This is a genomic window from Microcoleus vaginatus FACHB-2002 (assembly GCF_040004035.1).
Lineage (GTDB): Bacteria > Cyanobacteriota > Cyanobacteriia > Cyanobacteriales > Microcoleaceae > Microcoleus > Microcoleus vaginatus_C.
This window is the reverse complement of record NZ_JAMPLN010000034.1, coordinates 53,846-59,845: the sequence shown is the minus strand read 5'-3', so window position 1 is coordinate 59,845 and position 6,000 is coordinate 53,846. Positions and strand designations below refer to the sequence as shown.

8 protein-coding genes are annotated in these 6,000 nt (G+C 45.3%); all 8 read right to left on the bottom strand.

Annotation, left to right across the window (positions count from 1 at the left end; all coding sequences use genetic code 11):
- Nucleotides 1-187 (bottom strand): hypothetical protein (locus NDI35_RS23475; protein WP_445311230.1); only part of this gene is annotated, 187 nt, incomplete at its 3' end.
- A gap of 96 nt (nt 188-283) precedes the next feature.
- Nucleotides 284-1,099: a PD-(D/E)XK nuclease family protein gene (locus tag NDI35_RS23470; protein ID WP_445314818.1), complete on the bottom strand. Its 816-nt coding sequence runs from the start codon at nt 1,097-1,099 to the stop codon at nt 284-286.
- 164 nt (nt 1,100-1,263) lie between these two features.
- A complete protein-coding gene (locus NDI35_RS23465) occupies nt 1,264-1,629 on the bottom strand; it encodes a DUF5615 family PIN-like protein (RefSeq protein WP_445314817.1) in 366 nt (121 codons plus the stop codon).
- Complete coding sequence (locus tag NDI35_RS23460; protein WP_333307565.1) at nt 1,626-1,928, bottom strand: DUF433 domain-containing protein; 303 nt, start codon at nt 1,926-1,928, stop codon at nt 1,626-1,628. The genes NDI35_RS23465 and NDI35_RS23460 overlap by 4 nt, the downstream gene beginning before the upstream one ends.
- A gap of 168 nt (nt 1,929-2,096) precedes the next feature.
- The gene (locus NDI35_RS23455) at nt 2,097-2,765 is read right to left on the bottom strand and encodes a Uma2 family endonuclease (protein ID WP_445314816.1); all 669 of its coding nucleotides are present in this window, start codon (nt 2,763-2,765) and stop codon (nt 2,097-2,099) included.
- Nucleotides 2,766-2,995: 230 nt separating this feature from the next.
- Complete coding sequence (locus tag NDI35_RS23450) at nt 2,996-3,256, bottom strand: hypothetical protein (RefSeq protein ID WP_445314815.1); 261 nt, start codon at nt 3,254-3,256, stop codon at nt 2,996-2,998.
- A gap of 321 nt (nt 3,257-3,577) precedes the next feature.
- Nucleotides 3,578-4,162, bottom strand: a complete 585-nt coding sequence (locus NDI35_RS23445; protein ID WP_445314814.1) for a PAP/fibrillin family protein — start codon at nt 4,160-4,162, stop codon at nt 3,578-3,580.
- Between the two features lie 140 nt (nt 4,163-4,302).
- Nucleotides 4,303-5,979 (bottom strand): glycosyltransferase family 4 protein, encoded by a 1,677-nt coding sequence (locus tag NDI35_RS23440; protein ID WP_445314813.1) that lies wholly within the window; start codon nt 5,977-5,979, stop codon nt 4,303-4,305.
- Nucleotides 5,980-6,000 lie beyond the last annotated feature (21 nt).

Genomic DNA, 6,000 nt, shown 5'->3' with positions numbered 1-6,000 from the left:
ACCCATTTGTCGCTACGAGCGACCGATGATCGGTACGAGCGACCGATGATCGGTACGAGCGACTGATTGTCGGTACGAGCGACTGATTGTCGGTACGAGCGACTGATTGTCGGCTCAATCGCCTGATTGTCGGTATGATCGAATCAATGACGTGGCGATCGACCGTCCTCACTCTTTTAAGATACAAGGGGCGGGTTCACCAACAATCTTTCATTCACATCCACAATATCTATAAACCCGCCCCCACCGGGCGACTAATAGTTGGCATAGTAAAAGATTTGAATTAAATAGACATTTCCTCAATGATAGCAAGATTTGGCAGCCAATCTGTGGGAGTTTCTGCGGTCAGATTTGGTGAGGAAGCTGTGTTGTCTGTTGTGCGGTTGCAGCGAGTGGCAAATTGACAGGAATCGCAAAGATTAGAATTAATTTCTACTTGGGGTAAGAATTCGCCAGCTTCGGTATAGCGCTGTCGCCAGTCGGTTAGCTGCTGCAATAGGTGGGTTAAATCTTGTTTTGTGCGATCGTGTTCAGTTTGGTTGTAATAAAACGTGAGTTTTTGCGGCGGTTCTTCTCCTTGCAATTGTACGAACCAGTATGTCATGGAAACTTGTTCGGGGGAATAGTCGCTGGTTTCTACTAAAACATATAAATAGAGGCGAGTTTGCCAACTTTCGGCTATCCATTTGGATTTTTGAGGGCGGGGATAGGTTTTCCAGTCGAGAATTTGGGCGGCGTTTGGTTCTGCTATTAGCAAGTCATAGATAACGGTGAATAGGTAGTCTTGGAAAATTAGGGTGCGGGGGTGTTCGGCTTGGCGGAAAATTCTATCGCTATTTTCTGAATTGGCGAAAAGTTCGGGTGCGGTGTTGATAAATGCTGCCACACAGCGTCCCAGTTCGGGGTCTTGTTGGATGATAAATTCAATGGGAAGTCCGAGTTCTCGCTGCTGCATTAATAGGTGAAAGTGGCTTCCCCATGTGAGTTTTTCTTTGTGTTCTGGGGAGGCGGTGGTGGCGAGTAGTTCGAGGTAGCTGTGTTGGAATTTGCGGGGGCATTCTTCGAGGATTTTGAGTTGGGTTTGGGATAGTCGGAGCATTTTTTTATGATTTTATATTTTAGATTTTTTATGATTGTAAGGGGTATCGCTCTTTTTTTAACCGCAGATGTCGGCAGATGGACGGAGATAAACGCAGATAAATTAGGGCGATCGCGTTTTTGGAGGAGAGTGCGATCGCCCTTTTCTTTCCCAAGTGCGATCGCTTATCCTTCACCCCACGCACTTAAAAACTCGACTTGATTGTACATTTCCTCTGCAGATTTACTAGCTATAAGTTTTAGCAAGCGACGCAATTGTTCCCCAACTGAATAATTCTGCTGTGCCAAAATTATCCCCATATGTTCTTCCCCTTGCGTGCTAAAATTAGTATACAATCGATAAAAATCCCTAGTATTAAAGCTATAGGTTACGCGATGATTTTCATGAGCCCAATACAAAATTTCTTCATCGCTACGAGACAGCATTCCTATTTCTGCAACAGAAATAACATCAACACTCCGCAGGCGTAGAGCATCAAGCAGAGCCGAATTCATCGCATCTTCGTCTAGCAGCAATAGAATAATGCTCATGAATTTGTCTTGAGGTTTTTGTAGTGTAACTCTGCTAACTGCTCGTAAGCTTCTTGCTCCTCAGCTAAATCTGTATCAATCTCTTCTCGATTAGCATGATAATACGTTAAAGCTGCATAAACTTGTGCGATCGATAAGTGAGTCATCAGCCTAGCAATTTCTTCCGCACTGTTACCCTGCTTGTACAACACGGCGATGCGGCGGACAGAAGTACCAGTTTCAGCAATAATCGGACGGCCGCCTCGAAGGTTGGGATCGCGGATAATTAAAGTCCCGATGTCTACTACAGTTGTTGTCATACATTTTCTCAAGTAAGTTAACTTGATTATATAGATTTCTTATGAAAATGTGTAACTATTTATGCCTCTGACGGTTCTATTTAAGCGATAATTGCGTCAATGATTGAGAAAAATTAAGAGCGATTCCCTACGGGATAGCTACGCTTCACGCACTTTTCGCCAACCTCTCTACAAACTCCCAATTTGTTGAGCGAACCACATCGCCGCCGTCCCATTTCCCTCACCCAAAAGTTTCAAAGTCTCCGACAGCAAAGCAATTGGCAATCCCTCAAGTGCACCGGAAATTTCGCATTCCTGATATTTCCCGTTTTCCTGCAAGCGAAATGCCAAAACTCTCTCGCCCTTAATATCTACTACCCAATACTCAGGAATTCCCAAAGCAGCATACAACCGCTTTTTTTCATCTAAATCGCTGGCCAAAGTCGTATCGGAAGTTTCTATCACTAAATCGGGAATTCGCGATTTATTTAAATTAAGTCGGCGCGGTTCCCCTTTTTGCCACTGGATGAATTCTCCGCCGACATATAAAATGCGATCGGGCGCACCTCCTCCCACCTTTGGCTTCTCAATTACACATCCGCCCAAATCATCGAAGGCTTGTCCTCCTTTGCTGACAAACCAGGCGTAAAATACCAGCGTCAAGAGGTTGTTAAATCTGGCGTGCTGAGGCCCTTCATTACCCATGTCTATCCAAAGATATCCTTCATAAAAAAATATTCTGGCTTCCTCCAAAGATGGATCTTCGCAGGCTGCTACATAATCTTCCCATGTCGCCGCTTGCCATTGGGGAATTTCGCCCACTTGAGACACGATGAATTTTGCAGTTGTAGAAGTCATGATTTAAAAGTAAATTTAGGATATTTTTCTCCTAACTTAAGTCGCTATTTATAGCCGAAGAAAGAAGGAAGGCACTAGACGGCTGAGGAGACGGATACACGGATGAATTATCGAGTCTGAGTCATTCTTAAAAAAGAAGAAGGAAAATACAAGAAAGATCGACTTGCAGTCAGACGAAGGGGCGGGCACGGGGGCACCGCCCCTACAAATGGCGATCGCAATTCTTGTGCTTATCGAATTGCTGTGGGCGCCGCCATTGGTACTTCTAAGTCTGGTTGCAAGTCAAAGACTACGACAAGTGTTGCTTGAGGCATCAGTTGACGCAAACACAGCAAGTGTCCGTCAGCATCCGATCGACTGCGAAATCGCCCCACAATCGCCCGCTGCATACTGGGCATGAGTTTGGCGATCGCCCAAGGGTAAAGGCGTTTTTGGTACGCGATCGCACTAGGATTCGCTGCGAATCCCTGTTGATAACCGTTTTGTGGCATAATCGTGTTGTATTCGTAAGGAGTACACAAAAGGCGTTAGTAAGTTTCTTGGCGGGAATGTACTAACGCCTTTTCCATTAAAATTCAAGCACATATCACAAGAATTGTCAATTGTCAATTCTTAACGCTAAGTTTTAACGGTTATTGTATCTGAAGCTTTTATCGGCTAGGGATTTGAGGGTTTTAGTAAGTGTTGAATTGTTTGCCAAAGTGATAGATTTTTGATTTTTAACCGCAGATGCACGCGGATAAACGCGGATGAAAGAAAGATAAATTGAGAATGAGTTAAGGGGCGATCGCACTTAATCACACATCACAAACTCACTCTTTTGTCAATACAAAAACACTGTCTTTATTTCCCCGTCCAATCCGCAAATCTTTATCCAAATAAGTGATATCTAGCCATCCCTGCTGTTCGCGAGTATCCAGCCCGAAATCTACAGCAGCGAACTTTTTCCCCGACTCAATCTCATCGATAAACTTCGCCGGATATTCATAGCCAATCAACCTGCTTAAACCTACAATAGACCGCTCAAACTTGACCTGCACTCGCCGTTCCGAAGTTGGCTCAAATCTCGCTGCTACACTGACAATTCCTTCCAAATAAGGCAAGCCGTAAAGTTCGCCAATGTTGTAAATTTTAGATTCTTTGACGCGGATAGATTGATAAATTTGACCTAATTTTACCAAAGGGAAACTGTCAAGATTCAGCAGTTCGCGGCTGGTGGTGTACAATAACCGCCAATCACCATTTAAAAGCTCTGCGGCTTCGACAGGGCGTGGTGTGGGGTTGTAATCTTCCAATTGGGCGATCGCACTTAAAATTGCTTGTTTGTCGCTGGGAGTCGCCAGCAAACCGCGATTCTTACCAGCAATTATCTCTAAGAGTGCAGATTTTCTCAGCATATATTTTTTTAGGAAGAGGGATGAAGAAGGAAAAAATATTCTTGAGTTCGCGTTCAATATTATTTATAAATTACGCGACAAGTTGTTTTTAGCGCGCTTATTATTGGGTTTGTCTGTGCCCAGTGTTCACCCTACATTGATTAATGACTAATAACTAAGATACCAAATTTCACCAGATAGAGCATCGTCCGATATAGGTATGCTAATTCTTGCTCGTTTTTAACGTAGCGTCGGATAACTTCCCCCACGCTGATCGCACCTTCGTGCTTAATTGTATCCAATATCTCCATCTGAAGGCTCACAGATCTTCTTCTATCCTCACCAAAACTGGTAAACCTAATTGTCTGTACCTGCTTGAAAAGTTCTGGTGTGGCGATCGCACCCAGACTCAGCATCATCTCATTGCTTAAACTTCTAGTCGCATAATTACCCAATAGCCGAAACGGATCGTCGCCTAGGGGATAAGGCGGCTTCCCGGCTTTTAAAGGTGCTGACTCCGGTGCCGTAAGGCGAATTTCTGCTAATTCGCGCCACAATTGTTCGTAAGCAGCAATTACTACTTTCCAATCATAAATTTCCCTCGCCCTTTGTCTGGCATTTTCCCCCATCCGCTTTCTCAATTCGGGATTTTCAATTAATTGGCACAACGCCAGGGTGCAAGCATCAATGTCAACTGCTGTGGCGAGGGAAGTGTGACCCATGTAAGTGGGCCAATTTAAGCTGCCGTCGAGATAATTTAGGGCTAAATCTAAACAAGATTCCGGGGGCGGGATGAGTGTGGGAATGCGGAAGCCGTCTATTTCGTGGCGTACTGATTCTTTGTATCCGTTCCAATCGGAGACTATGGCCGGCAGTCCGTTCGCCATAGCTTCTATTGGTGTCAGTCCAAAGGATTCTTGAATGTTGTCGGAAAGCGAAATGAAAATGTCGGCCGCCGACCAAATATTTATTCTAATTTCCGGCTGTCTGCCATCTAAAAAAATAGCATTCACCGACGGACAAAATATTTGTGCGCTATTTTTAAAGTCGGGTTCTTCTCTCGGATCTTCGATCCAACCGGCTTGAATTAAGTGGATTTTGGCTTTTGTCTGTTGTGCGGCCCGTTCTAGGGCGATGTACATGGGTACCGGATGAGCTTTTGCAGAAAAAGTCAATCGACCGACAAATAACACAACAATATCTTCGGGAGAAATGCCGAGTTCTTGCCGCAGTTGGCGGCGACTATTAACTGCTTCCACACCCTGCGGAAACGCGCTGCAATCGACTCCGAGGGGAATAACGGGGAATTTGACCAAAATTTCCGGTTTACCGCCGTTACGCTGGGCTAAATATTCAGACCACTCCCTCATAACTCCTTCTACTGCTGTTTTCACGGCTGCAGAGGTGCAGATCAGGGCGTCCCAAGGCTGCATGGGTGCGGTTATCAAATCGCCGATCGCCTCCATGATGTATTTTGTACCGATCGTGTGAGTAACGCCGCAAACGCTGTAGGCCCGCTGATCGACAAATCTGCGCGCCCACACCATCTGCGACAGAACCGGATCGGGTCGGTAAATTGTGCCCGGTTGAGATAGCAAATCCGGTCGTTCCATCGGAATCCAGCGAACTTTCCGAGGTTTTTGCAGCCAAGGTTGGATGTGCGAACAAAACTCCTTAAAGGTTGTTTCGCTATCGGCGCAACAGTAGAGAGAGTCGGCGGTTCCGTGTTGGACTAAGCTTTTGAGAAACCCTTCTCCGGCTGAATGACGCCCCAGAAGTTTTTTGCCTCCGGTGTGGTAGCCCTCTTTGTTGTATAAAACCGCTGCCGTTATATCCATTCTGAGATTTATTGCTTGAGA